A 23,103-nucleotide genomic window follows, 5' to 3' on the forward strand; every position below is an offset into this window, starting at 1 on the left:
TAGGTACAACATTTTGCTAATTTCAGGGCAACATTTGTATTGATGTCAAATATTTCTATTTGTTATTAAACCCTATTAATTTTCTGGTAAAATAATAAATTCTGCTAAATAGCAACCTTATTACTTCGTAAGGGGGAGTTTATTATCATACAATATAACCGCAATTTAAACTCGTAAAATACTTCCATCAAAAGACTACGGCATAAAGCCAATGCTCTTTCCAACGCTTATTTATTCCGTTTCCTTTTGAGCCAAGATTTTATCTTCCGTTTGGTTTCTGCTCAAATATTGTTTAATCAAAAATTTGAGTATTATGACAACAAAAGCGAGTACCACAAAGCAGCGCAGTAGAGCGAAATCTACTGTCAAGAAAGAAGTAAACGGAAAGAAATCATCCATTCTTCAAATTCAGAACTTACAATTGGGCAAAATCAAGCCTGACCCGGAACAGCCAAGAAAGACTTTTAACGAGAATGCATTAAAGCAGCTTTCTGAGAGTATCGAAAAGCACGGTGTGTTACAGCCAATCACGGTAAGACAACAAAATGGCCATTTCATCATCGTGATGGGCGAACGTCGATATCGTGCCAGTAAATTGGCAGGAAAGAAAACGATGCCCTGTATCGTTAGTGCTTATGAGAACAATGATGTGCTTGAAGTTCAGATTATCGAAAACCTGCAAAGACAGGATGTCGAACCGACCGAAGAAGCTGAGGCGATTGCTTACCTAAGTGAGAAATATGAGCCTACCGAAATTGCAAAGCGATTGGGTAGGACAGATAACTTCATCAGACAGCGTCTAAAATTAGCTGGATTGATTGACGGTTTCAAGCAATTTGTACGCAATGGCGAAATGACCATATCATTGGGTGTCGGTGTAGCGCTCTTTGAACCGGAAGAACAACAAATGATGTTGGAAACAATGGGCGAAGATTTTAACGCACATCAGATAAACAGGATGATTAAAGACCAGACCTATGATTTGGAAAAAGCGTCTTTTGATGTAGCTGATAAAAAATTGGTTTCGAAAGCTGGGTCTTGTGTAGAATGTCCGTTCAATGCAGCCAATCAAGGCAATCTGTTCGGCGATGGTAAAATGGTCTGTACGAAAGCAGCTTGTTTTGAAACGAAGAAAAGCAAATCGTTCTTGAACCTGATTGAAAAGTCCAAGAAAGAGAATATCCTTTTAATCCCTGAAATACGACAATATTGGGCAGATGACGAAAGTAATCAGCTCATAATATCACAATTGGAAAAGAACGGATTGAAAGTCTATCTACTGGACGATGTTGAAATCATAGAAAATCCTATTGAACCTACCCTAGAGGCGATTCAGAAAGAATATCAACACTATGATTATTCCGAAGATGAAATCAAAGCAGAGTTGAGCGAGGCGTTACAGAATTATACAGAAGAATTGGAAAAATTCAATTCAGCAAAAGAAAATGGATTTAAAAACGGCATCGTATTCCATCCCGATTCATTCCAGCACAAGGAAATCTTTGTAAAGATTGTCGAAAAATCTAAGAACGATTCTATGGAATACTCGGCACCATTGGCGAATAGAAAAATGGCGGACTGCACGCCTGAAGAGCAAATCATTAAAATCAACGAAAGGGAAATCCGCAAGAAGCAAATAGAGAACAACAAGCAGTTTGAAGAAGTTGTCCAGATGATTCGAGAAACAAAATACATTGATACGAAGAAGACACTTTCAACAGACGAAATGGTCGCATTCTCGATATCGCTCTTTGAAAATAATGTGGACTATATGAGCCAGCAAAAGTATTTCTCAAAGTTCTTGTGCGACACTTCAAAGATGACAAAAGTTGAAATGGTTGAGAATTTCAAGAAGAAGTTCAAAAAGGAAATCTTTCACAAGTTAATACGCTATATGCTCACAAAGCAAGTGCATTTTAGCGAAAGCAATCACGTCAATAATCTGACCAACATTTCATTCTACAAAGCAATGCAAGGATATTATAAATCCAAGATTGCCGACATTGAAAAAGAATATACCGAAAAGAGGGACAAGCGTGAAGCACGTTTGAAAGAGCGCATCACAGTTCTTGAAAAGCAAATTGAGGAACTCAACGATTAGCTTTTGTTGTTTGAAGAAGGGTCGGCATTCGTGCTGGCCCCTTTTTCTTTTTTATGATAATGTTTTGAAAGATGGGTTCATAAGGAAGGGGGTATCAATCAATATCAGAGCAAAGGTAAACTCGTAAAATACACCCATCAAAAGACTACGGCATAAAGCCAACGCAACATCCTACGCTTATTTATTCCGTTTCCTTTTGAGCTGTGATTTTAGCTTCCGTTTGGGTACTGCTCAAATATTGTTTAATCTAAATTCAAAAGCTATGTATTTACAAAATTTGCAACAGGATGAAATTTTCGTGTCATCAGAAATGAAATCCTTAAAAAGTCTGACACAGATGGAATCCCGAAGAGGGCTTGAAAATGCCATTATCTCAAATGGCAAAATCGTTAACGTCGTATCGAACAGCTACGGTCACATTCCAAATCAACTGTTCTTCAAGAAAGCTGAAGAAATGCTGACTGATGCACAACTGAACTTCCACAAACGCACCATCAACAAAAATGATAGGTCGTTCATTACTGACTTTATTATCGACGACAAAAGCCAGTTTACAGTCAAGAACCATAAGGACTTGATATTGCCGATGCTTCGGTTCAAGAATTCGTATGACGGAAGTGAAAAGACCTCTGGACACTTCGGTTTTTATAGAGAAGTATGCTCAAATGGTCTGCACGTGTCACAGGCTGAAATCGAGTTTTCCATAAAGCACAATAAGAACAATACGCACTTGATTATGCCGAGGCTGAACAATCTATTCGATAAATTTCTGGACAATGAATTCTATACCATTACCAAGAAATTCGACAAGATGAAAGAATTTAAAATCATCGATACACAGGAATTTGTGAAGGCGATTCTTGACAGAACGAAACTGTTCCGATACGAGTGTAGCGACAAGAACAGCGACCCGTCGAAAAAATCTCGTGAGGTCATAGAAATCTTGAACTATGAAGCCTTGTTGCTCAATGAAGAACCAAATCTGTGGTTAGGTTACAATGCGTTCAATTCAGTACTTCATAATGTCTTAAAGAAAAGTTTCGGTCAACAGGAACGATTGGACAAGAAACTGTTCGATGAAGTTTATGCGATGGCATAACATCAATAAAGGTTCATCCAGTACCTTAAACTGGATTTTTTTTCATTTCAATATGATGTTCTTTTGGCAAATCCCAATAATTTCTATTAGAAATAACCATTTCAAATATTTACCACTTTATTGACATAGTGGCGATAATTAGTTTTCAAATATTCGCCACTTTTTTGTATTTTTGGCAAAGTTTTGATATTGTATTATGCCAAAAATTATAGAAAACAAGCTTATAGAAGCGTTTAAAGAGCAAAGTTCCTTTGATAGGGACCAGCTATTTCAGTTTTATTTGGACCTTGAACCGGATTTGAAGGAAAGTACATTTAGTTGGCGCATTTACGACCTGAAGAAAAAAGACATCATCAAAACTATTGGTCGTGGATTGTATGTTATATCCCATAAACCCAAGTATAGACCAGTACTGTCTGATAGTGTTCTAAAAATAGCAAGTAAGACCAATGAACGGTTTGAGGAAATCCAATATGCTATATGGGAAAACCAATGGCTAAATGAATTTACTCTGCATCAAGTATCCAATCAAATGATTGTAGTAGAAGTGGAAAAAGAATTTACAGAATCACTATACTATTATCTCAACGATTCGTTGAAAATGGATTTTTTCTTGAATCCCGATGACAAGGAAATTGAATTCTACATTTCCGAGAGTGCTGTCCCCGTGGTCATAAAACGTCTCGTCACCAGAGCACCGATAAGTAAATTGAAAGACAAAAAAAATTTAGTTCCAGTCGCCACACTTGAAAAAATAATGGTGGACTTGTTTGCCGATGAAAACCTGTACCATTTTTACCAAGGCTCTGAACTCATAAATATTTATGAAAAGATACTTGAGCGATACAGTATTAATTTCACAAAGCTCTTTAGCTATGCGAAAAGACGAAAGAAAGAACAGGAAATCAAGCAATTTATGAATAACCACATACCGAATATTTTAGAGGACATAATCAATGATTGAAAACAAAAGCTTCACAAAAGAGTGGCTGGGTATTTTTCGGTCAAAAAAAGAACATAAAGGCATTAATGTGACCATTTTGGAAAAAATGGTTCACGCATTTTCATTGTTGGAACATCTAAAAATAGAAGGACTTGATTTTGTCTTTAAAGGGGGCACTTCACTGGTGCTTTTACTTGAAGAAGGCAATCGGTTTTCAATAGATATCGATATTATTTCGAGTGTAGAGCGTGACCCATTGGAAAAAATCCTTGATGCGGTTGTTGCCAACTCACATTTTAAAAGCCACACTTTGAATGAACGTCGAAGTTATAAAGAAGGCGTTCCAAAGGCACATTATACTTTTGAATTTGATTCAGATTACAACCCGAACGTTCCAGGAACCATTCTGTTGGATATTCTTTTTGACAGCCCACATTATCCAGAGCTCATAGAATCTTCCATTGAAATTCCTTGGCTATCGGTTAATGAGCCTATAATATCAATTACCACACCTTCGGTAAATTCCATCTGTGGCGACAAGCTTACTGCTTTTGCGCCAGAGACCATCGGTATTCCATATTATAAGGGCGACCAGTTATTTGCAATGGAAATCTGTAAGCAATTGTTCGATTTAGGAAAGCTATTTGAAAACATTACGGCTATGGCAATGGTTAAAAAAAGCTTTTCAGCTTTTGCGAAAGCGGAACTATCATATCGCAGTTCGGATAAAGATTTCAGCGGCAGAAACCTCAAAGAAACAGATGTGCTTTGGGATGCCATAGACACCTGTGCCATCATCGCCAAAAGGGAACGTAACCCAACCAAGGAAACAAAAAAGAAGTTTGACGAATTAAACCGTGGCATACGCAGTTTTGGAAGTGCATTTCTTATGACGGGAAATTTCAGAATAGAGGAAGCCCTTGCAGCTTCTGCCAGGGTAGCTTATTTGAATGCTATATTGTTGCAAGATGAGATAACAGAAATTGAATATTACAAAGGACAAGACATAAGTAAACTTAACATTGAAAAAGCAGATTGGGCATTTTTGAACAAACTAAAACGACAGCCAGATAAAAGCATATTTTATTATTGGTATAAGGCGGTGGAATTACTATAAATATGAAGAAATGAATCTAAAATATATAATAGAAATATGCATTGGGATTGATATAGCCATTATTGGTATCGCTTATCCTATAATAATTGATAAAATATCGAATATTGGAAATAGGTATGACTCAAATTATCTTTCCGAAGTTTTTGAACAAGAATTTCCACAAAGGGCATATGGTCGCATTTTGCCATTTCGGAGCAGGAAAGTTACCACTTTCGAATGGCTGTTGTTCTTCACTATCGCATCATTTGCCTTTTTGATTGCAGGTGCCGAACCATTATTTTGGAAAAACTCAATATGGATGCAAAATTCTGCAAAATTATTGACATTAACTCTTACCTTTTTTCTTGTAATATCCTTTATAATCTGGCTTGACAAAATAGCGTTATACAACGGAAAACCAGCTCGCCTATTGAAATATCTGATTGCGAAATATCAATCAATTTCAAAAGAAAGTAGATATAAAGAAAACCTTATCAATTCACTTAACGAGATAGCCTATTTCGCTGTAGAAAAGGAGGATATCCATTTACAAGAGGAATTGAGTAAGTTTTATACTGAAGAGTTTATTAAAATTCGTCATAATCATAATTCAAGCGAAGCTTTAGAATATCCATTTTATTTTTATGATGTAACCCGTAAGCTAATTAAAAAATTGCTTCGGAAAGAAGTTTCTGAATTGGATAGATTGACATCTCCCGCAGTATCAAATTGGTGGTTGTTGGGACAGGATTTTCAGGAGATTCCAATATCAGAAAAAACGTATGATAGTATGTGGGGCAATATCTATCAGATTTCCGACAATGCAAAGTTTATAAAGGAGCATTGGAGCACTGCACACCAATATTATAGATTTCAATTAGGGAGGAAAACTGGCAAATACAACATCGATATTAGAGATTATGAGAACAAGGAGGAAATTGAAATAAGAGAAAGTGAACAGATAAGATTTTTAGAGTTTCACTATGCATTGGGTGGCTTGTTATTGTATCGTCAAAACAATAATGGACTAAAACGAATTCTAAATTTCACACAAAGTCAGCCGCCAGATTATTACCTATTGCCTAACTCTATGTATGACATATTCTACTGGTTTGCCTATTTTAAAGAAGGGTATGTAAACAGAGTTACGCCTACAGATTTTAAATACCCATTTCCAGACATTGATAATTTAGGCCTCTCACGACAAATAACCTTTTGGATTTGTCAATATGTATGTTTGCTTTTTATAAGACAATTTTTCTTGCAACCCTATTATACGTTTCATCAATTTACCGAACAACCAAGATTGCCAAATAAAGTACTTGAATTACTTAAATGGAAAGATGCTTTGGACTATTTCAAGTTTTGTTTAAACAAAATATTAGAGAATAAAGACTTATTGGATTTACTGGGCTATAATTTGTCAGATGCTATTTTTGAGGATATAGAAGGTTTTGAGCCTGAATTACGAATTAGAATTGAAGAGCAAATTCAACAGAATAGAACAAATGCACCATTATCTGATAATAAAATCAATCAATTTTTGGCCAGCAGTTCAACGATGATAGACGACGCATTTAATCAGTACAGCCTCATAATAAATAAAGATGATTTTGCAAATGATGAACCTGTGATGCGATTCGGTCTAAATGGAGGTTCCATACTTTTCCGAAAAGAAGGTTTTACAGAAGGAGACATACCACATCTAAATTATGATTCGATATTTGCACAACAAATCATTTATGACCAAATCAATCGATATATTCCAAACTCTTTCCTCGGAGCGAGAACACGTAGATACTTAATAGACAGAGAAAACTTTGAAGATGCGTTTAAAAGATTAAAATACGATAAAGAGAAACATCTAATTGTAGGGTTTGGTTTTTTCGACAATGGTTTAGTCGAAATACCTGATTTCCTTGAGAATATGATTAGGTTGACTTCGCCAGTTTTTACAAATGTACTATTCGTTCTGCCAAAGACTGACCTTCCGAGAATTAATCATCCAGACCTCAAAGCTGATGAGATTAAAGAACTGCGTCTTGAACCAATTATACCAGACAGAAACGTATATGCCTCTGTAATCGACTTGAATCTTGATGAGAATAGTGAGTTGAGACAACGCTGGAACACAAATGAAAATCAAAATCCAGCGGAATCTGTACAATTAACAATTGCATTCATCGCAGAGATTATTTGGAGACAAAATAGAGATGTCGTTCAGTTGAATATCACTTCGCCACTACGTGAACAAGGTATCAAAAATGATTTAAGCGATATTGTTCCTTTCAAGACCATTGAAAATGATTGAATTCAGAAACCCATATCACATAGAACCACCAGGTGTTTCACGACAAATATTATCGCATCCAACAAATGAAACTGAAGCAATAGAACTTGCAGTATTTCAAGAACATCGATACGCATTTTTCTATTGGAACAAATGGATGCGTAAAAATGAAAATACTAATCCACCTTGTTTGGTTTCGCTAGACTGGCATCAGGATTTATGCTACCCTTGTGAAACAGAAAAAGAATGGTTAGATAAATTAGATTTAACGAGTGATGCAGAAGTGTCTTTATTCTCTTGGGCAAAACTGGCTGGAAATAATGACGGTCATATTCTATGTGCTGCCTATCTCAATTTGATTGGGGATATCTATGTGCATTGCAGGCAAGCTTCCTTTCCAGATGCTTGGAAAGATGAAGAATTGATAGATAAGTACGGCAACAAACATACTATCAAAAAATTCAAAACTTTTGACACATTACAGGATGATTTATTGAATTCATCAGAAACATCTGTATTTTTTGATATAGACTTGGACTTCTTTTCGATAAAGAATGGCTTAAGTGATGGTTCTTTTGAATTTACCTATCTACAGGAACAAGAAATACGTACAATGTTAGATAAGGACAATCCATTAATTCATTGGATTTTTGAACGTTTAAAAGGATTTACTATCGCAACAGAACCAGAACATTGCGGTGGACTTTTAAGAAGTAATAAGTTTCTTGATTTAATTAGCAAAATCTATTTCAGTCCAGAATTGTTTGCACCTAAATGTAATTGGAAATGGAAACCTAAATATTGATGATGAATTGAATCGATAATAATACGGCCATTCAGCCCATTCCCCTACATTCCGCGAAAAGCTATATTTCAGGCAAAGCGCTTCATTAAAACAAGTCTTGGACACAACTATAAAGCTTCCGATTTCCTTTCCACTTGCCCACTCATTCCCAAGAAAATCGGGAAGTGGTCAAACTCCATTTCAACCTACACCTTTCAAGTTAAGTCCGCTTGACGTTCTACTTCAAAAGGATATACAGTTTTCATAATTCGTTCAGCCCAGTCCCCTGCATTTCGCGAAAAGCTACATTCCGGGAAAAGAGCTTCTCTGGACAGGTCTTGGACACAATCCCCAATTTCGACTTTCCATTCCGTTAACCCTTCCGCTATGCTGGAAAGTAACACTACATTCCCTTGCCAAAATCGTGAATCAAGTCCGTTTAAAAAAGGAAGTTAATTATCATACAATATACACGCAAGGTAAACTCGTAAAATACTTTCATCAAAAGACTACGGCATAAAGCCATCTCTTCTTCCCTCGCTTATTTATTCCGTTTCCTTTTGAGCCAAGATTTTAGCTTCCGTTTGGTTTCTGCTCAAATATTGTTTAACCAAAAATTTTAACATTATGAAAAATACAACTGTAAAATCCGACATTTCATTGCAAGAAGCAGAAGAACATTATCAATTGAGTAGTGAAAATTACACTATTGAAAGTGCGGAGAGTCATTTAGCTTACTACAGAGAAAAGCATCCCCTTTACTACCAAGTATTAAGTAATGTTTAATCTGAAAATCAGAAAGAACCTTTTGTAGAATGAGATAACTACTCACCAAAGTAATATTAACCTTTTATTGAATACGAATTTCATAACCCGTTCAGCACATTCCCCTGCATTTCGCGAAAAGCTACATTGCGGGAAAAGAGCTTCTCTAAATAGGTCTTGGACACCATCCCCAATTTCTACTTTCCATTCCGCTAACCCGATCCGCTGCGCTGGAGCGGAACGCTTCATTCCCAATCCAAAATCGTGAACGGAGTCCGCCAAATCGGAATTCCATTTAATCATTTGGTGCCACTTCCTATGTTATTGTACTTCACAAAGTCTTTAGAAATACTTCCGCACCCTCGCTGCCCTAACCTTTTTTTGCCAGCAAAATACCAACATTTTGAACTTGAACAGACTGCATAAACCGTTACGCTGCGCTTCACTTTTTATAAGTCCTTATCATTTCAAAATCTTGAAACTGTATCAGCAACAAAAAAAGGTAACAGCGAGGGCGCTATGGGAAGTAAATCTAAAATAAAACTTATGAAATCTTACAAAAACATACAAAGGGAAGCGACACCAAAAAAAACAAAAAAGGAAAACGCTCAAGATATAATAAGTAAATCACTTCAAAAAAATATAAACGCAAACTGTCTGAATGGTTCAGATAGCATTTTAATTAATCTTTAAATATTTTATTATGAGTACTTTAAAAAATCACGTACAGTTAATCGGAAACGTTGGACAAGAGCCAACAATCACGAACCTTGAAAGCGGAAAAAAAGTAGCCCGTTTTTCAATCGCAACAAACGAGTATTACAAGGATGCCAAAGGCGAAAAGCAAACCGAAACTAATTGGCATACCGTTGTAGCTTGGGGCAAGACTGCCGAAATTATTAAAAAATATGTTGATAAAGGCAAGGAAGTAGGTGTTACGGGAAAACTGAAATCCCGAAGCTACGAGGATAAAGAGGGTATCAAGCGATATGTTACCGAAATCGAAGCAAATGAAATCCTTTTGCTTGGAAGCAAAAATGATAAGTAATCATTGAAATTTTAGAGGGCGTACCTCTCAAACGTTGCGCCCTTTTTTTATTAATAATCTTTAAAACTTTTATTATGAAAACTATTAAAAATCACGTTCAGTTAATTGGAAACATTGGGCAAGACCCACAGGTTACAAATCTTGAAAATGGAAAAATTGTGGCGCAGTTCTCAATGGCTACAAATGAAAATTACGAAGACTCAAAAGGGCAGAAGCAATCGGAAACCCATTGGCATAGTATTGTGGCTTGGGGAAAACTTGCTTCAATCATTGAGAAATATGCAGTAGTAGGAAAACAAATTGCCATTGCGGGCAAATTGGCGCAACGCTCTTATGAAACCAAGGAAGGCGAAAAACGATACTATACCGAAGTTGTAGCAAGAGAAATTCTTTTGCTCGGGTCTAAAAATGGTAAGTAACCATAAAAATCCAAGAGGGCACAGATACCAGTTTTCAATTAGTTCGTGCCCTCTTTTAATTATTCACTTAAAATAAATGAACAATGAAAGCACAAGTTAACGAAATCAAAGAAGGATTGCAACATTTTCACGGAACGGAAATGTTCTATCAAATCCCATTATTAAGAACACGTTTTACGGACGGACTAAAATATCTTGCTAATGTGGCAGATTGTTTTTGGCTCATTACGGACACTTCCGTGATTGCAAAAAGTCTGATGAACCGAAGCGAATTTATAACCATAGACTTCAAAAGATTGCCCGAAGAAAAACAGGATTATTCGGGTTATGAAGCCGAGATAATTTACAGCGATGGCAATGATAATATTTTGGAAAAACACGGTTATCGGGCAACCGATTTTCCACTCGATGAACTGCGGTTATTTTTTGTAAATGATACGCTGATGTTACCAAGCGAATACTAAATTTTAAAGCTATGGTTTATCTGAATTTTACAGACTTGAGCGAGGAAACTCAAAACCGTCTTTTGGAAGATTCCAAAAAGGATGTGGAACGAAAATTTGGCGATGATATTCGCAAATACGTAAGAGAAAATTATACCTGTTTTGAAACGATGATAGAGGAAGAAGCATTGCGAAATTTATATTCCTATACGTTTATTTTCAACATCTAATTTTCTAAACTTTATAGTCAAGCACCTCTAAATTTTTGGAGGTGTTTTTGTATGCAATTAATTTCAAGTCGAGAAAAAAGCGTATCTTTATTTCGCTGAAATTCAGCACACATAAATTCATATAGTTATCCCATTTTTAACTTTCGCTGGTAGCTGTATCCATCTATATTTTACATATTGGAATTTCCGAATTCCTAAAAGGGCAATTTGCTTTTTAGCCAGATTGTATGAAATTTTTGTCACGCTTTGGCGTGACGAAAAGGAATAGCAAGAGGGTAACGGGCAGAGCCACGTTACATATTCCTTTTAGCGTATAAACCATTGAATTTCAAATACTTGAAAATTAATGGATTATATAAATTTCTTCAATTTGCGTCAAATGCCCTTGAACAACCTGTAAACAGGGATGGATTTACGTCAAATGCACAATAAAAGCGAAAGAAAATGGATTCATTCATCACCATCAGGTTCAAAAGGAAAACTGCCAAACGTTTTCAAGAATTTTCAAAAAAGCACTTCAAAACACATACTGAAACGATGGAAGCCATTCTTGATTTTTTCTTCTATAATGAGATATCGCCAAAAGAAAAGTTAGGTCCGACAGGGCGAACCATCGAAGCCAAACTATTAAAAAGAATCAATGCAGTCATCGCTATAATGCGTGATGTTGAAAAGACACAAACCAAACCAACGGTCGCAATGATTCAATCCCTTTTTGAGACAGAACAGCCAAACAAAAAACCGCTGATTTTGGAAAAGAAATATGCCGAAGAAAAAAAGGAAGTACGCTTCCGTGAAAAACAAAATCCAAGTAACCAACTGTAAATTTTTGAGCTATGTACATTACAATCACACCTCAAAAAATAGGAGGTAATTATTCTAAAAGTTCGGCTGATTTTGTTGGCTATCTGGAGAAGGAAAATCAAGGATTGGAACAGCAGGATATGGAGCATTTCTTTAACCAAGATGGCGACGAGATTTCAGCAGAAGAAGTGGTCAGGGAAATAGACGGCAATACTGCAAAACTTGAAAAACACGAACCACGGTTTTATTCTATTACCGTAAGCCCATCTAAATACGAACTCAAACGGTTGCAGAATCATAGTCAAGATTTGCAAAAATACACCCGTGAGATTATGAAGGATTATGTGGCTTCATTTAATCGCGAAATCAATGGGCGACCCATTAACATCGATGATATTAAATATTATGCAAAAATTGAACATCAAAGGACCTTCAAAGGCACGGACTTTCAGATAAAAGAAAACCAACCGTATGCTACAAAAATACTTCAACTAAAAACTGAAGTCCGAAATGTGCAAGAAGGGCGAGCGGAAGGAAATCTAAAAAAAATGGAAAAAGAGATTGGGAAACTAGAAAGAGAAGCACCGCACCAACAGAACGGAAAACGAATAGTACAGGGAATGCAAAAGGAGGGCAGCCAAAGCCATATTCACATCATTGTGAGCCGTAAGGATGTTTCCAATAAATTCAGTTTGTCACCTGGAAGTAAATATAAAGCTTCCGACGTTGAATTAAATGGTAAAACGGTAAAACGGGGATTTGATAGAGATGGGTTTTTTGAGAAAGCAGAAAAGACTTTTGATAAGACTTTTGGCTATCAAAGGAACTTCGCTGAAACCTATAAAGCAAGAAAGGATTTTATCAAGAATCCGAAAATCTATTTTGCTTCACTAATGAAACTGCCCACCAACGAAAAAGCATTGGCGTTCAAAATAATGGGGAAAAGTGGCATCCCGATGATGCCGAGTATTCCAGTTACACAGGCACAATTGGCAATGAAAATTTTTAATAGGCTACGACGTGGTGCGGAAGTGGCCATCAAATCGAGTTCCATCGGAATCTAATCTAAAACTATGCAAATGGACAATCTCGTAACGGTACTTTTTATTATTGGTTTGGCCAGTAGTGTTTTTTATGGAATATTTCGGATAAGCAGATATGCATTTGTCGTCAATTTTCTATTGATTGGTGCTTTTGTGTATTATTTAAATGAACAATTACCATTGTTTCAAATAGCACTTTATTTGGTTTGTCCTCTGACATTAATTAATATAGGAATGTATGTATTCTTGCATAAAACGGACGAGCCTAAAAGTGGAAATGCCAAATATCAAGTCAATTTTGCCACCACGAAAGGAAATTTTAAACTGGATAACATCAAACGAGGTGCATCCATAATAGGTTCTGCCGGAAGTGGAAAGACAGAAAGTGTAGTCTATGGTTTTTTGAAACACTTCGAAAAAGAAGGGTTTTGCGGAATTATCCACGACTACAAGGATTTTGAGCTTACCGAAATGGCTTATCCACTCTTTAAGGATGGCGATATCCCATTTAAGGTCATTTCCTTTGATAAAATCATACATAGGGTAAATCCTATTGCGCCACGCTATTTAGAGAACGAGGAAAGCGTAAATGAGGTTTCAAGGGTGTTAATTGAAAACCTTCTGGAACAAAGGGAATCAGGAACAACTGGAACTACAAAATTTTTTAATGATGCTGCGGAAGGCTTGATTGGTGGATTGATTTGGAAATTAAAAACTACCTATCCACAATTCTGTACCCTTCCACACTTGATTGCCATTTATCAATATCTGGATACAGAAAGCCTTATCCAGTTTTTGGAAACCAATACCACATCGAGGGCAATGGCGGATGCATTTATTAGCGGAAAGGATTCCGAAAGGCAAACTGCAGGTGTGAAAAGCACCTTGGCAAATGCGCTTAAAAGAATCAGCACCCAACGGATTTTTATGGCATTGTCTGCGGATGAAGTACCACTCAATATAAATAGTCCTGAAAATCCTACCGTGATTTCGGTTGTGAACAATCCCAAATTTGAAACTTCGTATTCGCCTGTAATCGCCACCATTATCCATACCATTACAAAACAAATGAGTGTGCGCAATGCAAACCCTTCATTTCTTATGATGGAAGAAGCCCCCACTATTCGTCTTTTGAATATGCACCGCATCCCAGCAACCCTGCGGAGCTATAACATTTCTACGATTTACGTAATGCAGGACAAAATCCAAAACGATATGATGTATGGCGATAAGGCAAGCAAGGCAATTTTGAGCAATCTTTCCTATCAGTTTTTTGGCAAGGTCAACGACCCAGATACAGCCAAATACTATGAACGCTTTTTTGAGATTATCAAAGACCCAACAAAAAGTATAAGTCGTGGGCATAACTTGGATTTTGATACACGTATTACTACAGGCGAAAAGGAAATCCCGAAAATTAGAGCAGATGTGTTTTTCAGATTAAAACAGGGCGAGTTTATCACGTATGCTGATGGGAAAGATAAGAAGGTGCAGTTTAAATTGGCCAACATAAAAAGAGAGTTTCCAAAAGAATCGAAGCAATATTCTCAGGCGGATTTGGAGGCTAATTTTGAGAGGATTTTTGAGGAAGCGAGGTCTATATTTGAATAGTAAGGAAAAAAGACCTCACTTTCTTCGTTAACCTAAATATCATTGAGCTTTTCTGCATCTATATTGAGAAAAAGGATGGAATGAATCATCTATAGTATTCCAAAAACCGTACCATTAAAACTTATTCGCCGATTAATTCATTACTATCTGACTATAGTCAAATAGTAGATGGTAAACATAAAATGATTCTTTTCCCCCAAAATTTTTTGTGTGAACTGAACTGTAGGTATTTTGAAAAAAACTGTGAAAACTTTGGAATTTTAAATATTGAAGAGTATTGATTTCTATATCTTTTTTTAAAATACTATTGGCTTTTGTCATTACTTTGTGATGGTCTATATTCAAATTCTCAATGAAGGCTATTTGTCCCTCAAAAGGAAGCCTTAAATTGGTGTGATTTCTATTTGCTACTTTTCTAATGTCACCTATATAAGCTTTTGTGTCCGATAAAATTCTGATTCGTTTACATTCTATTGCAAAATAGACCTGATTATTTTTGGACATCCATTCGCTTTGAAGTCCTAATCTATCCACGTATATATCAATTTTATCGGGTTTCTGTTTAGAATCAACAAGGTCTATATATCTTTCTTGGGTTTCAGCAGCAAAATGAATATCTTCTAATTTTGAGATTTTATCTTTTAATAGGTGTTTTTTAACGTTGAGATAATTATCTACTAAATCAAATTTCAAATAGTCCTCAAATGATAATGTACTATTCTCTTTGACTGCATTAATAGAGTATGGATTTTTTGTTTTTTCCTTTAGACAAATCCCGTAACATTCGCATACGTAAGAAATTATTTGCTGTATTCTTTTATTAGTTATAGAAAAAGTATTTTTCCTATGTTGTATGAATTGGGATGCATCAGAAATCATTAACTTCATTACTTAAGTCATTAAACTCTGCTTGCTCAATAGTGTTTCTAAATTCTGCTGCGTCATACCAAGCGATGGCGCGATGCCAACATTTATACTCATTTGGTTTAATTATATAAAATGAATTATTTTCAAATCCCTTAATGTCCTTTTGTAGATACAAGTTTTTTAGAGGATCACGCGTATTTGTAATTTGAGATATACTTAAATTGTCTGCCAACCTTTGCAATACTTCTTTTTCATCAAATTTATCTTTTGGGTATATAATTTTTTCTTCCGGTTCTACATTTAAAAGAACAAAGTTCATTGCAATGAAATAATCTAAAATGTAAATCTCTATTTGAATAAATTCATCCTCGTAAAGGTTCCCAATTTCATTTAGGTAAACTTCTGCATATTTTTGTAGAACGAAATCTTGGTTTCTGTAATGATTAAAATTAAAGTGAGTGAAATCCGTAACCAAATCTTGCTTGCTTTCTTGGAATTGGTATCTCGAGACATTAAGGGCATAATCTATTAAATCTTTTTCATAGTCTTTAATTTCGTAAATTTCAGCAATTAACCCATTTATTTTTAAGAAAATCTTGTCATCAAATTCAGGCTCTCCTAGATTAAAATCTGAATAATGCTTTCGGAAAGAATTCAAAAATTCATCTACCAATTTAATAAGCTCCTCATTCAATGAATTATCTGGCTTATTAAAAGGAATGTTCAAAAATTCGTCTACAAATCGAATAGCGGGCCTTGTACCAACACCCCAAGCGCTCGCAATTAAAAACATATAATAAGTAGCCATTTCTGAAATCAATAAACCATAAATAGGCTTGATTATATTTTTATTAAATGAAGAGATTGCAAAAGTACCCTTTCTAAATACCGAGTCCGATTCGCAATAAGAAATGACTGGTTTATTCCAATTCTTACTCTGCTCCTTTAATAGAATTTTACTCCCTTTAAAAATCTCTATTTTTCTCCCTCTTGAGAGTTTGACATCTGCTTCTCCTAAAGTTTTGGCCTTATTTACCTGTGTATAGTATTCATTTATTTCACTATTTTCAACTATTGGCAGTCCAATTAAGTTTGGATATGGTTTTGCATCCAGCCCCCTTTCTATACCAGCTCCTTTGAAAGTAGTTTTCTCATCTATTAAATCTAATATTTTTAATGTATTTTGAGACTCTAACCTTTTTATAAATCCAAAATCTAAAATATTTCCATATAATGCGACTTTAAACATCCAATCATTTTCAACAAAATGTTTTTGAGCAATTTTCTTGTTGTCGTATTTTTCAATGACCAACATTTTAAAATACTTTAAAAATGAGTTCACCTTTATACTCAAATGTTCGACAGAATTTTCGAGATGATTTTCACTTTTCGCTTGGCGATAAAAGACTATCGAAGTTGGGCTCTCTTGCTGCTCGAAAAGAGATTGTTTGACAGCTGATAAATCTAAAAACTTATTTAAGCAGAAGGAAGTTAAAAATTTATGCTTAAATTCTCTGGTTGTAGTTGAAACATTATAAAAAACGGTGCTGGTTACTATTAAGGCTGTAACAGTATCAACTTGCATAAAATCATTCGAACGCAATAAAAAGGATTGTGCAATTTCTAATTTGCCCTTAATTTTTTTGCTATAAGTATTACTGGAATTGACCCATTCTAAGTGTTTATACGATTTATCTTTTTTCCAAGGCGGATTTCCTAAAATAAAATTAGGTTTTTGTCCTATAACAATCTCGTTGAATTTGTGGTCAAGATCAAAAAAATCTGCTTCAAATAAATTTTCTCCTAAGAAATTCGGGAAAGGATATTTTTCTATATCCTTTGGATTTTGGTAATCTAAGAGAGCGATATATATTGAAAAGCAAGTTACTTTTAAAGCCTCCGGATTAATATCAATACCAAAAAGATTGTTTTTAGCTATATTCCTGATAGATGTACTGAAATCCTTATTGTTCTCTTTGCCATTTAAGTTAATTTCTTTTTCAATCATCTTTCTTAAAGACTGGACTAAAAATATTCCAGAACCCACCGCAACCTCAAAAATCTTGCAGGAAGATGTATGACTGTTTTCTAAATACTTATCTATGGTATCATTTAAAATATATTCCACCAAAAAAGGAGGTGTATATACCGCAGCATCTAACTTTCTTTTTTCCTCATCAATTAATGACTCATAAATACCAGAAATTACTTCTACAGGAATAATTGAAAAGTCAAATATGTGAAAATAATATCCATCAAACAAGGTTCCTTGTTCTTGGACTTCTCCTTTAAAAACATCTGCTAGAAATTGAGATTGGCTTGAGGTTAATTTTATATCGAATTCTTTAAATAGAACCCCATTGAAATTTTTATTTAACTTAATAAACAAGCTGTCCAATTTGGCAGGATCCTGAATTATTTTACTAAAGCTAAATCTTTTCTCATCAATGCTATTTCCTGTGATTTCATCATCGTCAATTTTAACCCCTCTATCAATCAAATAACGAATAAAAATTAATCGGAGGATTAAGGAATTTGCTTCGTTTTCAGTAAGTCCATCAGGCTTACTTATTAAAATTTGTCTAACAGAGCTTATATTTTGAAACAATCGATCATTTACCCGTTTCCGAAAATTATTTTTCTTTGTATTTTCGAAATATTCATATTGCAACCATTTCCAAGTAAGTCCGCTTTGTAAATTCCAAAAAGAAAATTTTGATTGTCTTTCCTCTGCATTTAAGGGAATTTCTTCCAGAGTTCTTTCTTTTTTATGGTAATTAAGAGCATTGTAAACTTTTACATCTTGATTTTTAACAATAAAAATCACAGGCGAATTGTCAAACGACCATACTTGTTTATGAATATCTAATTCACGAGTTGACAGATGATTTTCATCAAGATAAAAAAAAAGCAATAAGGGTTGCTGATTAAAAACGTAATAAGCATCAGGATTAATTATTTCTAATTTCTGCTTAACTTCAGGGGCAAATCCATCATAGGAAATACCATCTGCTCTATCCATAAAATAGACAGCTCGGTGCTCAATTAGCCCTAATTGATTTAATATGTTATTTAATGGCTCGATTAGAAATCAAAAATTTATTTACACAAAAATAGAAGTTTTAATAGACCATCCATAAGATAAATTGTATTTGTTTTGTCAAGCGGAACAGAATGATGTTTTATTTAAGCCACATAAATTCCGAAAATAGTCTGTTTATCTTAAAAAGGCCCTTTATCCCTCGGTCCATTATGGGTTACCTTCCATTGGCCATCTTTTTGAACCAGTTTAAAAACACCCGGTTTTGGGTCATAAGCTGTTGCATATTTTACCCAAGCCACCTCGCCATCCATAGCCTCATCCACCACTTTAAAATTAGCTTCTGAATCTTTATCTTCAGTAAACATTGCTTGAATGCTTGAAAGGTTTGCATAGCCTTCCGAAGTGGTAAATTTTTTCAAGGTAGCTTCATCACCTTGATAAAAACTTTCGGCAACAACTTTAGCGGTTTCAGAAGGGGAAAGGTTCTTTTTTTCTGAACACGAGAAGAACAACAATACGAGCGAGCAAATGACTAAATTTTTCATAACGTTACTAATTTGGGTTATTGATATAACTATGTGATATTTTCAGTTCAATATTACGTTCGCCATCTTTTTCGTGCAGTTCAAAAATTGCTCTGCGGTCAATGGATAGCGAAAACTTCGGCAAGACATAAACAAACCGAACCGTTTCGTTTTCTGTGATTTTAGAAGGCATATTATGTTTGAAAATCGGTTCTTGATACAGTCGTTGTAACGATTTCTTTTTCCCCTTCTGTCTTGTTTCAACAGAGAGTTTTAAGAAATTCAAATCATAATCCAACGTAGAATTATTCTCAATCTGGATAACGAAGTAGAGTTCTTCCTTATCAAAAACAATATTCTCAACACTCAAAACGATACCTTCATTTCGCTTTTTAATTCGACCTATACGCTGGTTTCTGTTAAGAAGATACGAGCAGAATTTTTGATAGTAATATGTTCTATTATCTACACGTTCTTCAGAGGATTCAGCAAGAATAGAATCGACTTTAATCGGTTTCTCATTCCCTATACTATTGGATAACGAAATGAAATAATTGAGCTTAGACAGCTGTTTTTTATATCTTACAATATACGAAAAAATTGAACCATTTCTATTGACTACCAGTAGATTACTTTCTTTACCAGGCTTTGCTTGTAGAAGTCCAAAATACTGTTCTTTTTCACGATTGTAGGTAAAAACAAAATTATCTGAACCGGTTATACCTTGCCGAATAGGTTCAGGGAAGAATAATGCAACGTTTTTGGTGTCGTTAGCATATATGGTATCGAGGATTGTAGTTGTTTGCGCTTTCGCGAAAGCGAAACTTAAAACAAGAGTGGAAATTATGATATACTTTTTCATAAGAATGTGTTTTTAAATGCCCATTATGGGCTCATAATTTAGGTTTTAGAATTAATTTATAATTATTCAATACCGTAACTTTTACGTTTCGGTTGTTACGTCTGAGTACTTTGGATATACCACCAACTTGTGGTACGGTTGGAATGTTGATGTCGCCAATAATATCGTCCAAGACTTCGGTGGTGGCTTCAGCTCTAAAATTGTTCTCGACATAAATGCCCTCACTACCATCTGACAAATCGAATGCTTTGAGTTTAGTAGGATGATGTTTAATGTTCTCAATATCTATCAATGCACGGTTGGGCTGAAAGCTTATAAAACCAAAAATTGGTGTGTTTTTAGGCATCTGCTTACCGTTTATTGTTGCAGGTTTGGTAAGGCGCATTCGTAATCTGGTATTTACTTTCACAACTTGGTCGCCATCGACAACTACATATATGGTTTCATCAGTATTACCGATGATTGAAAACTCGTTGGGTTTTGGCGATGCGGCAAAGAACAATTGATGTTCTAAGCCTAATTCTTTGGCTTCAATTTTTTGTTCTCTTTTTACTTCAGTAGAATCAATTTTTGATACCGCTTTGCGAACAGTTCTTTTATGTCCTAAGTTTTGGTATCGTTTCGATGAATATTGAATTTTGCCAGCTTCATAGATGCTATCTACAATACGCTCTTTTTCGCGTTCTGGTAAATCTGGGTCGTAGAATCCCAAGGAATCAATCAGTTTTTCATCATAGATGCTCGGTGCATTGTTTTCACGTACTTCCTTTAAATCATTGATGGCATCCAGTTTGGAATCGTATTCTTTTTGATTTTCTTCCAAATCGGGTATCAAGGTCTGTTCAAGGTTTTCATTTTCACTTTCATCATCGCCCATAACCATTATAGAGTATGATATCAGGAAAATGAAGATTACTGCCAAAACCGCTGCAAATACTATTTTGTTCTTTTCTACTCTCATCTGTTGATATTTATTTGTTTTTAAAGGTCAGATGTAATTCGCCAACCAATATTTCGATTAGTATCAAAAACAGTTATGGCTCATTTCATAATCGTGGTTTATAAATGCCGATTATCGGCTCAATTTTCATTGTTAAGTTTTTTTAAGGTGTTTTCAAAATAATCGGTTATCAATAATCCGTGTGGATTGTTTGGGAAGTTCCGATTGACCATTATGAGGTTTCCAGTTGAAACCAGTTCGTAGGTGTCAATAATGGAACCTCTATTGATTTCAAAAATGGTGGTCGTAGTGAAACTATATGAACCATTATTTTCAATTATCTTTGAATCAATACTCAACACTTTCTGAACCAAGGAATATTGCAACAATCGGTTATAAACACCATCCGCTTTCTTTTGGCGATAAAGGTTGTCAACTGAACTATTGCCCAACCAAAGCGCTTTTTCCAAATTACGTTCATAGTTGCTCGCATCGATATTGTAGAAATAGTTATGGAATAGTTCTAAATGTGCCAAAGCTTCAACCCTGAAATTTTCTTTTTGGGTAACGAGTTTAAGCGGAATTATACTACCGTCGGTATTGATGGCAAAGGCACTGTTTATCGCACTTTTATGAGTAGTAAATGCCATCCAAACGGAAAATGTGCTAGCCAAAAAGGCACATACCACGACTGCTAAAACGATAAACCTATTCAACTTTAGGACATTGTAAATATTCTTATAAGGTGTTTTCATTTCGATTGGATTAATTGGTAAATAGCCTTAATGTGAAAGATGTTGCACGTCTGTATAGTTTAAATTTCAGAAATACGATAAAGCCAACCGAACCAAGCTGTACAACAGGAGCGAAGAATCCTTCGCCCACATCGGTGCCAAAAAGATTATTCCAAAAGTTTGTGTCTATTTCCGTGTAGAGTGCATTTACAAAAACGTTGACCAGAAAAAAAGCAGGAACGAGCATATAGACCGCTGCATACAATTTGAAAAAATTATAGGCGAGCGAACGGAATTTTTCGAATACTGCCAGACTGATGATTAATGGAAAAAATGCCTGCATAATTCCCAAAAGGAAAAAGCGTTCAGCCAAAAACAACGGATAAATAAAAAGGTCAAGAATCCAAAGGAAGATACCGATGATGAATGAAAATATCTTGAATCCATAGAGCGGTGTAACCAATGCTTCGTAAAGCAATGTCATTGCGTTTTTTGCAGCATCAATAAGGCTTACATCTTCTTCAATGGGAATATCCTGCATTTGTAAAGGCAATAATGTTGGTGCAGTACCTCGATACTGACCTTCGATAGCAACCAAAATACCATCGAAGAAACCTAAAACCTGTGTAGAGAAAATGACCAAGAGAATGACCGCAAAATTCTTGGCCAATTCGCCCGGACTCAATCCCCAAGTGTAACCGTCTTTGTCTGCAATACCCTCATTGTATTTTTTAAGAATGTTGACCAGAAAAAACAGAACAGCAAGTGTTTTCATCCCTGCAATAGTGTATTGCGAGAAGTTGCTGCTCTGTATGGTCTGGAACACCGCATCTATGTATTCCAACCCAATCCCTAAAAGTATAGTTGCGGTCATTTTAATATCCTGTTTCGCGGTTATTTACCTTATCCTGCATTTTTCTGAAGGAAATGATATCACGATAGCGTTTTGTTTTAGTGGTTATGCTGGAAACCATTTGCTTTGATTCCAACTCTTTTGCTTTAAGAATTTCGGCACGTTCGGCATCGCTCATTTTTAGATAGTCGCTGGACAGGATTTTATCAATAAAATCCACCGTGTCCAATGAATTTTGAACTATGGCATCGAATGATTCCACAACTCTTGAAACTTCATCTGGTTTGATGTAAGGCGAGTTTAAAATATCCTGTAAATCATTTTGCATTACATTGATAAGGCGTTGATTGTTGTCTGCAATTTCTTGAACTGCTCTAAGTTGCTGAACCACACTTGAAACCTTTTCGATGGCCTCTTTTGCATCTTTTAAAAATTTTACAGACTTAATCATTTGAGCTGTCTGCTTGCCAGATTCTAAGAGTTGTTTTACCAAGCTGATAAAATTGGTATTGTCATAAGTGGGCATTCCCTGTGCAGTAGCGTTACCCGACATAAATAAGGTCAATGCTACTGTCATTAGTAAAATTTTGATTTTTGTCTTCAT

22 protein-coding genes are annotated in these 23,103 nt (G+C 35.3%); 14 read left to right on the top strand and 8 right to left on the bottom strand.

Annotated features, from left to right (window positions below; translation table 11 throughout):
- Positions 1 to 313 precede the first annotated feature (313 nt).
- The 14 genes from P162_RS10920 (at position 314) to P162_RS10990 (ending at position 14,676) form a co-directional block, all read left to right on the top strand.
- On the top strand, positions 314 to 2,101 hold the full coding sequence (locus tag P162_RS10920; RefSeq protein ID WP_031427438.1) for a ParB/RepB/Spo0J family partition protein: 1,788 nt from the start codon (positions 314 to 316) through the stop codon (positions 2,099 to 2,101).
- Between the two features lie 262 nt (positions 2,102 to 2,363).
- A complete protein-coding gene (locus P162_RS10925) occupies positions 2,364 to 3,200 on the top strand; it encodes a DUF932 domain-containing protein (protein ID WP_031427439.1) in 837 nt (278 codons plus the stop codon).
- A gap of 196 nt (positions 3,201 to 3,396) precedes the next feature.
- Positions 3,397 to 4,164 (top strand): DUF6577 family protein, encoded by a 768-nt coding sequence (locus tag P162_RS10930; protein ID WP_031427440.1) that lies wholly within the window; start codon positions 3,397 to 3,399, stop codon positions 4,162 to 4,164.
- On the top strand, positions 4,157 to 5,260 hold the full coding sequence (locus P162_RS10935) for a nucleotidyl transferase AbiEii/AbiGii toxin family protein (protein WP_031427441.1): 1,104 nt from the start codon (positions 4,157 to 4,159) through the stop codon (positions 5,258 to 5,260). Before P162_RS10930 ends, P162_RS10935 begins: the two co-directional genes overlap by 8 nt.
- A 10-nt stretch (positions 5,261 to 5,270) precedes the next feature.
- A complete protein-coding gene (locus P162_RS10940; RefSeq protein ID WP_031427442.1) occupies positions 5,271 to 7,550 on the top strand; it encodes a hypothetical protein in 2,280 nt (759 codons plus the stop codon).
- Positions 7,543 to 8,334, top strand: coding sequence for a UPF0489 family protein (locus tag P162_RS10945; protein ID WP_164076248.1), 792 nt, complete (start codon positions 7,543 to 7,545; stop codon positions 8,332 to 8,334). Before P162_RS10940 ends, P162_RS10945 begins: the two co-directional genes overlap by 8 nt.
- Positions 8,335 to 8,940: 606 nt before the next feature.
- Positions 8,941 to 9,099 (top strand): hypothetical protein, encoded by a 159-nt coding sequence (locus P162_RS17705; RefSeq protein ID WP_164076249.1) that lies wholly within the window; start codon positions 8,941 to 8,943, stop codon positions 9,097 to 9,099.
- 682 nt (positions 9,100 to 9,781) lie between these two features.
- Positions 9,782 to 10,126, top strand: coding sequence for a single-stranded DNA-binding protein (locus P162_RS10960; RefSeq protein ID WP_031427446.1), 345 nt, complete (start codon positions 9,782 to 9,784; stop codon positions 10,124 to 10,126).
- 74 nt (positions 10,127 to 10,200) lie between these two features.
- Positions 10,201 to 10,545: a single-stranded DNA-binding protein gene (locus P162_RS10965; protein WP_031427447.1), complete on the top strand. Its 345-nt coding sequence runs from the start codon at positions 10,201 to 10,203 to the stop codon at positions 10,543 to 10,545.
- Positions 10,546 to 10,628: 83 nt separating this feature from the next.
- On the top strand, positions 10,629 to 11,009 hold the full coding sequence (locus P162_RS10970; RefSeq protein WP_031427448.1) for a DUF6876 family protein: 381 nt from the start codon (positions 10,629 to 10,631) through the stop codon (positions 11,007 to 11,009).
- Between the two features lie 11 nt (positions 11,010 to 11,020).
- A complete protein-coding gene (locus P162_RS10975) occupies positions 11,021 to 11,218 on the top strand; it encodes a hypothetical protein (protein ID WP_031427449.1) in 198 nt (65 codons plus the stop codon).
- A 444-nt stretch (positions 11,219 to 11,662) separates the two neighbouring features.
- Positions 11,663 to 12,043: a BfmA/BtgA family mobilization protein gene (locus P162_RS10980; protein WP_031427450.1), complete on the top strand. Its 381-nt coding sequence runs from the start codon at positions 11,663 to 11,665 to the stop codon at positions 12,041 to 12,043.
- Positions 12,044 to 12,054: 11 nt separating this feature from the next.
- Positions 12,055 to 13,086: a MobB family relaxase gene (gene mobB / locus P162_RS10985; RefSeq protein ID WP_031427451.1), complete on the top strand. Its 1,032-nt coding sequence runs from the start codon at positions 12,055 to 12,057 to the stop codon at positions 13,084 to 13,086.
- 9 nt (positions 13,087 to 13,095) lie between these two features.
- A complete protein-coding gene (locus P162_RS10990) occupies positions 13,096 to 14,676 on the top strand; it encodes a type IV secretory system conjugative DNA transfer family protein (protein ID WP_031427452.1) in 1,581 nt (526 codons plus the stop codon).
- Between the two features lie 132 nt (positions 14,677 to 14,808).
- On the opposite strand, the gene P162_RS10995 is transcribed toward P162_RS10990, so the two are convergent.
- The 8 genes from P162_RS10995 to P162_RS11030 all read right to left on the bottom strand — a co-directional run bounded on the left by P162_RS10995 (position 14,809) and on the right by P162_RS11030 (position 23,103).
- Positions 14,809 to 15,555 (bottom strand): hypothetical protein, encoded by a 747-nt coding sequence (locus P162_RS10995; protein WP_008610926.1) that lies wholly within the window; start codon positions 15,553 to 15,555, stop codon positions 14,809 to 14,811.
- Complete coding sequence (locus P162_RS11000; protein WP_081868416.1) at positions 15,545 to 18,565, bottom strand: Eco57I restriction-modification methylase domain-containing protein; 3,021 nt, start codon at positions 18,563 to 18,565, stop codon at positions 15,545 to 15,547. Before P162_RS11000 ends, P162_RS10995 begins: the two co-directional genes overlap by 11 nt.
- Before the next feature lie 200 nt (positions 18,566 to 18,765).
- A complete protein-coding gene (locus P162_RS11005) occupies positions 18,766 to 19,131 on the bottom strand; it encodes a hypothetical protein (RefSeq protein ID WP_031427455.1) in 366 nt (121 codons plus the stop codon).
- Between the two features lie 7 nt (positions 19,132 to 19,138).
- Positions 19,139 to 19,972 (bottom strand): DUF4138 domain-containing protein, encoded by an 834-nt coding sequence (locus tag P162_RS11010; protein WP_031427456.1) that lies wholly within the window; start codon positions 19,970 to 19,972, stop codon positions 19,139 to 19,141.
- A 31-nt stretch (positions 19,973 to 20,003) separates the two neighbouring features.
- Entirely contained in the window at positions 20,004 to 20,933 is a 930-nt protein-coding gene (gene traM, locus P162_RS11015; protein ID WP_031427457.1) for a conjugative transposon protein TraM, read from the bottom strand.
- Positions 20,934 to 21,052: 119 nt separating this feature from the next.
- Complete coding sequence (locus P162_RS11020) at positions 21,053 to 21,667, bottom strand: conjugal transfer protein TraK (RefSeq protein ID WP_031427458.1); 615 nt, start codon at positions 21,665 to 21,667, stop codon at positions 21,053 to 21,055.
- A gap of 10 nt (positions 21,668 to 21,677) precedes the next feature.
- Entirely contained in the window at positions 21,678 to 22,520 is an 843-nt protein-coding gene (locus P162_RS11025; RefSeq protein ID WP_031427459.1) for a hypothetical protein, read from the bottom strand.
- A gap of 1 nt (position 22,521) precedes the next feature.
- Positions 22,522 to 23,103: a hypothetical protein gene (locus P162_RS11030; RefSeq protein WP_031427460.1), complete on the bottom strand. Its 582-nt coding sequence runs from the start codon at positions 23,101 to 23,103 to the stop codon at positions 22,522 to 22,524.

The sequence above is a fragment of the Flavimarina sp. Hel_I_48 genome (assembly GCF_000733945.1).
Taxonomy (GTDB): Bacteria; Bacteroidota; Bacteroidia; order Flavobacteriales; family Flavobacteriaceae; genus Leeuwenhoekiella.

Excerpts from the sequence above, each read along its gene's own strand:
- P162_RS10920 (WP_031427438.1), top strand. The coding sequence starts at position 314 with ATGACAACAAAAGCGAGTACCACAAAGCAGCGCAGTAGAGCGAAATCT.
- P162_RS10925 (WP_031427439.1), top strand. The coding sequence starts at position 2,364 with ATGTATTTACAAAATTTGCAACAGGATGAAATTTTCGTGTCATCAGAA.
- P162_RS10930 (WP_031427440.1), top strand. The coding sequence starts at position 3,397 with ATGCCAAAAATTATAGAAAACAAGCTTATAGAAGCGTTTAAAGAGCAA.
- P162_RS10935 (WP_031427441.1), top strand. The coding sequence starts at position 4,157 with ATGATTGAAAACAAAAGCTTCACAAAAGAGTGGCTGGGTATTTTTCGG.
- P162_RS10940 (WP_031427442.1), top strand. The coding sequence starts at position 5,271 with ATGAATCTAAAATATATAATAGAAATATGCATTGGGATTGATATAGCC.
- P162_RS10945 (WP_164076248.1), top strand. The coding sequence starts at position 7,543 with ATGATTGAATTCAGAAACCCATATCACATAGAACCACCAGGTGTTTCA.
- P162_RS17705 (WP_164076249.1), top strand. The coding sequence starts at position 8,941 with ATGAAAAATACAACTGTAAAATCCGACATTTCATTGCAAGAAGCAGAA.
- P162_RS10960 (WP_031427446.1), top strand. The coding sequence starts at position 9,782 with ATGAGTACTTTAAAAAATCACGTACAGTTAATCGGAAACGTTGGACAA.
- P162_RS10965 (WP_031427447.1), top strand. The coding sequence starts at position 10,201 with ATGAAAACTATTAAAAATCACGTTCAGTTAATTGGAAACATTGGGCAA.
- P162_RS10970 (WP_031427448.1), top strand. The coding sequence starts at position 10,629 with ATGAAAGCACAAGTTAACGAAATCAAAGAAGGATTGCAACATTTTCAC.
- P162_RS10975 (WP_031427449.1), top strand. The coding sequence starts at position 11,021 with ATGGTTTATCTGAATTTTACAGACTTGAGCGAGGAAACTCAAAACCGT.
- P162_RS10980 (WP_031427450.1), top strand. The coding sequence starts at position 11,663 with ATGGATTCATTCATCACCATCAGGTTCAAAAGGAAAACTGCCAAACGT.
- mobB (WP_031427451.1), top strand. The coding sequence starts at position 12,055 with ATGTACATTACAATCACACCTCAAAAAATAGGAGGTAATTATTCTAAA.
- P162_RS10990 (WP_031427452.1), top strand. The coding sequence starts at position 13,096 with ATGCAAATGGACAATCTCGTAACGGTACTTTTTATTATTGGTTTGGCC.
- P162_RS10995 (WP_008610926.1), bottom strand. The coding sequence starts at position 15,555 with ATGATTTCTGATGCATCCCAATTCATACAACATAGGAAAAATACTTTT.
- P162_RS11000 (WP_081868416.1), bottom strand. The coding sequence starts at position 18,565 with ATGGATAGAGCAGATGGTATTTCCTATGATGGATTTGCCCCTGAAGTT.
- P162_RS11005 (WP_031427455.1), bottom strand. The coding sequence starts at position 19,131 with ATGAAAAATTTAGTCATTTGCTCGCTCGTATTGTTGTTCTTCTCGTGT.
- P162_RS11010 (WP_031427456.1), bottom strand. The coding sequence starts at position 19,972 with ATGAAAAAGTATATCATAATTTCCACTCTTGTTTTAAGTTTCGCTTTC.
- traM (WP_031427457.1), bottom strand. The coding sequence starts at position 20,933 with ATGAGAGTAGAAAAGAACAAAATAGTATTTGCAGCGGTTTTGGCAGTA.
- P162_RS11020 (WP_031427458.1), bottom strand. The coding sequence starts at position 21,667 with ATGAAAACACCTTATAAGAATATTTACAATGTCCTAAAGTTGAATAGG.
- P162_RS11025 (WP_031427459.1), bottom strand. The coding sequence starts at position 22,520 with ATGACCGCAACTATACTTTTAGGGATTGGGTTGGAATACATAGATGCG.
- P162_RS11030 (WP_031427460.1), bottom strand. The coding sequence starts at position 23,103 with ATGAAGACAAAAATCAAAATTTTACTAATGACAGTAGCATTGACCTTA.